Here is a 4007-nt window from a genome sequence, read left to right as displayed (position 1 = left end):
TGAATGATTTTATTTAGTTGCAAAATTAAATGTTTTCTTTGTAAACTATTTACTTTTTATGCAAAAGTCGTTACAATTATTAATTATTGGTTTTGTTTTGCCTGAACCTAATTCATCTGCTGCTGGAAACAGAATGATGCAACTTATAGATTTGTTTCAAAAAGAGAATTATTTAATAACATTTGCAAGTACAGCTCAGAATATAGAATTTTCTGAAGATTTAGAAAAGCATTCGATTGAATTTGTGAAAATTGAATTAAATTCTGAAACTTTTGATGATTTTGTAAAACAACTAAATCCAGATGTTGTTTTATTTGATAGATTTTTAACTGAAGAACAATTTGGATGGCGAATTTTAGAAAATTGTCCAAATGCTTTACGAATTTTAGATACAGAAGATTTACATTCTTTGCGTTATGAAAGACAAATTGCAGTAAAAGAAAATAGATATTTTAATACTAAAAGTTTGCTAACTTCTGATTTTGCAAAAAGAGAAATTGCAAGTATTTACAGATGTGATGTTTCTTTAATAGTTTCTGAATATGAAATTGATTTACTTACCAATTTATTTAAAATAGATAAATCGTTACTTTATTATTTACCCATTTTGGTTGATAACTTTGAAGAAAATTTACCCAACTACAATGAAAGGAAAGATTTTATTTTTATAGGAAATTTTCTTCACGAACCTAACTGGGATTGTGTGAAGTATTTACACGAGGTGATTTGGCCATTACTTTTTAACAAATTTAGTGATGCTAAAATGCTAATTTATGGTGCTTATCCTTCACAAAAAGTGTTGGAATTACACAAACCAAAATCCAATTTTTATATAATGGGAAGAGCAGAAAATGCATTTGAAGTTGTTAAAAAAGCCAGAGTTGTTTTGGCTCCAATTCGATTTGGTGCAGGAATTAAAGGCAAACTTCTTGAAGCAATGCAATGTGGAACTCCAAGTGTAACTTCTTCAATTGGTGCAGAAGCTATGAATGGAAATTTATATTGGAATGGTTTTATAAACGATAATCCAGAAGATTTTGTAAACAATGCAATTTTACTGTATACAGATGAAAATGTATGGCAAAAATCTCAAATAAATGGTTTTGAAATTATAAATAATCGATTTTTAAAATCTAAATTTGATTTGGATTTTGCTACATTTATTTTGGATATTCAAATGAATTTGAAACAACATAGAGAACAAAATTTTATTGGAACTTTATTACAACATCATTCTTTGCAGAGTACAAAATACATGTCTCGATGGATTGAAGAAAAGAATAAAAAAAGATAATTTTATTCAATACAATTTTTTTTTTAGTAGCGAATGGCTTGGGCATTTCTACAATTGTAATTCCTGCTTTTCATTTCAATCTTGCCTAAAAAGGCAAGGATTTCCATTTCAATCAGGGCTAAAAAACTTTTGTATTGAGTATAACATTCTAAAATAAATTCAGAATAAAAAAATCCTGCTCAGATTCTGAAATAAATTCAGAATAAATGAACAGGATTTTTAAATATTTTAAATTGTTTTATGCCAACATTGTAACCGGATTTTCTAAAAAAGTTCTTAATGTTTGAAGAAATTGTGCTCCAGTTGCGCCATCAACAGTTCTGTGATCGCAAGCTAATGTAACTTTCATTGTGTTTCCTACTACAATTTCTCCGTTTCTTACAACTGGTTTTTCTACAATTGCTCCAACTGATAAAATTGCTGAATTGGGTTGATTTATTATAGAAGTAAACTCGGTAATGCCAAACATTCCAAGATTTGAAACCGTAAAAGTACTTCCTTCCATTTCGGCAGGTTGTAATTTTTTAATTTTTGCTCTTCCTGCTAAATCTTTTACATTTCCACCAATTTGAGACAAACTCATTTGATCTGCAAATTTTAAAACTGGAACTACCAATCCATCTTCTACAGCAACCGCAACACCAATATTTATATGGTGATTTATTGTAATTGCATCGTCAGACCATTGTGAATTTACTTTTAAATGTTTTTTCAATGCCATTGCACAAGCTTTAATAACCATATCGTTAAATGAAACTTTGGTATCTGGAATAGTATTTATTGTGGCACGAGATTTAATTGCTTCGTCCATTGCAACTTCTATTGTTAGGTAGAAATGTGGTGCAGTGAAAATTGACTCTGACAAACGTTTAGCAATAACTTTACGCATTGTAGAATTTGGGATTTTCTCTGAAAATTGTTCTCCTGCTGGAATGAAAGGTTGAACAGTTGCGAGTTTCGAGTTAACTGTTTCAGGTTGTGTTGTTTGTGTTGAAACTGGTGCAGCAACTGTAAAGTTTTCTACATCGCTTTTCACAATTCTACCATTTTCTCCTGATCCTTTTACTTGCGATAATTGAATTCCTTTGTCTTTAGCAATTTGTTTAGCCAATGGTGATGCAAAAATTCTGTCAGTAGAATTGGATGTTGGAAGATTTGAATTAGAAGTTACGTCTTTACTTTCTTCAACTTTTTCTGTTTTTGAATCTACAACTGTTTGTGCTTTTCCATAATTTTCTGCAATTCCAGAAATATCTGTTCCTGCTGGACCAATTATTGCTAAAACGCTATCAACTGGTGCAGTTTCGCCTTCGTTAATTCCTATAAATAATAATGTTCCTGAATTGAAAGATTCAAATTCCATTGTGGCTTTATCGGTTTCAATTTCTGCAAGAATATCTCCTTCTTTAACTTCGTCACCCACTTTTTTTAACCAATTTGCTACAGTTCCAGTAGTCATTGTGTCACTCAATCGCGGCATTGTAATTACTTTTACTCCAGCAGGAATAGTTGCGGGTTTCGAGTTTGAAGTTTCGGGTTTTGCCTGTGCCAATTCATTCGATTTAGAATTGTCTTCAACTTTTTCAGAAGTTTCTGCTGGTTTATTTCCAGATAATAATGCTGAAATATCTTCTCCTTCATTACCAATAATTGCTAAAAGCGAATCTACTGGTGCAGTTTCTCCTTCTTGAATTCCAATGTGAAGTAATACTCCAGAATTAAACGATTCAAATTCCATTGTAGCTTTGTCAGTTTCAATTTCTGCAAGAATATCGCCTTCTTTTATAGTATCGCCAACTTTTTTAAGCCAAGTTGCAACAGTTCCGTCTGTCATTGTATCGCTTAAACGAGGCATATTTATTACTGTTGCCATAATTATAATCTATGAGAAATGAAAGGATAATTTTCTTGTTCGTATACTACATCATACAATTGTTGAATTTCTGGAAATGGTGAATCTTCTGCAAATTTTTCACATTCTTCAACCAAATTTTTAACTCGTTCATCAATTGTTTCAATTTCTTTTTCTGAAGCGTATTTTTTTTCTTTAATTATATCTAAAACTTGCGTTATCGGATCAATTTTTCTATACTCTTCTACTTCATCTTTTGTTCTATACAATTGAGCATCTGACATTGAGTGACCTCTAAATCGGTACGTTTTCATTTCTAAAAATGTTGGTCCATCGCCACGACGTGCTCTTTCTATTGCTTCGGTCATTGCTTCGGCAACTTTTACTGGATTCATTCCATCAACTGGACCACAAGGCATTTCATATCCTAAACCAAGTTTCCAAATGTCAGGGTGATTTGCAGTTCTTTCTACAGAAGTTCCCATAGCGTAACCATTATTTTCTACGATAAAAACTACTGGAAGATTCCAAAGCATTGCCATATTAAAAGCTTCGTGCAAGGAACCTTGTCGAGAAGCACCATCGCCAAAATAAGTCATCGTTACACCACCAGTTTCAAAATATTTATCGGCAAAAGCAAGTCCAGCTCCTAAAGGAATTTGTCCGCCCACGATTCCGTGGCCGCCATAAAACCTGAATTCTTTTGAGAAAATGTGCATCGAGCCACCCATTCCTTTTGAGGTTCCAGTAACTTTTCCCATAAGTTCCGCCATTACTCTTCTTGGATCAACGCCCATTCCAATGGGTTGCACGTGATTTCTATAAGCAGTAATCATTTTGTCTTTTGTCAAGTCCATAGCG

Annotated in this window: 3 protein-coding genes; 1 reads left to right on the top strand and 2 read right to left on the bottom strand. The window is 32.3% G+C overall.

Annotation, left to right across the window (positions count from 1 at the left end; all coding sequences use genetic code 11):
• Nucleotides 1-58: 58 nt before the first annotated feature.
• Nucleotides 59-1294 (top strand): glycosyltransferase, encoded by a 1236-nt coding sequence (locus tag ACH2BO_RS09645; protein ID WP_395044534.1) that lies wholly within the window; start codon nucleotides 59-61, stop codon nucleotides 1292-1294.
• 238 nt (nucleotides 1295-1532) lie between these two features.
• Here ACH2BO_RS09645 and ACH2BO_RS09640 read toward each other — a convergent pair whose 3' ends face one another.
• Both ACH2BO_RS09640 and ACH2BO_RS09635 read right to left on the bottom strand, forming a co-directional pair.
• On the bottom strand, nucleotides 1533-3167 hold the full coding sequence (locus ACH2BO_RS09640) for a 2-oxo acid dehydrogenase subunit E2 (protein ID WP_395044533.1): 1635 nt from the start codon (nucleotides 3165-3167) through the stop codon (nucleotides 1533-1535).
• Between the two features lie 2 nt (nucleotides 3168-3169).
• The coding region (locus tag ACH2BO_RS09635) for a thiamine pyrophosphate-dependent enzyme (protein ID WP_395044532.1) at nucleotides 3170-4007 on the bottom strand (838 nt) is incomplete at its 5' end.

This window comes from Flavobacterium sp., from assembly GCF_043773265.1.
GTDB lineage: Bacteria > Bacteroidota > Bacteroidia > Flavobacteriales > Flavobacteriaceae > Flavobacterium.
The sequence above is the reverse complement of the archived record's forward strand: the minus strand, read 5'-3'. Positions and strand labels throughout refer to the sequence as shown.

Bases quoted from the DNA above. Each gene is read 5' to 3' on its own strand.
- ACH2BO_RS09640 (WP_395044533.1), bottom strand. From the start codon at position 3,167: ATGGCAACAGTAATAAATATGCCTCGTTTAAGCGATACAATGACAGAC.
- ACH2BO_RS09645 (WP_395044534.1), top strand. From the start codon at position 59: ATGCAAAAGTCGTTACAATTATTAATTATTGGTTTTGTTTTGCCTGAA.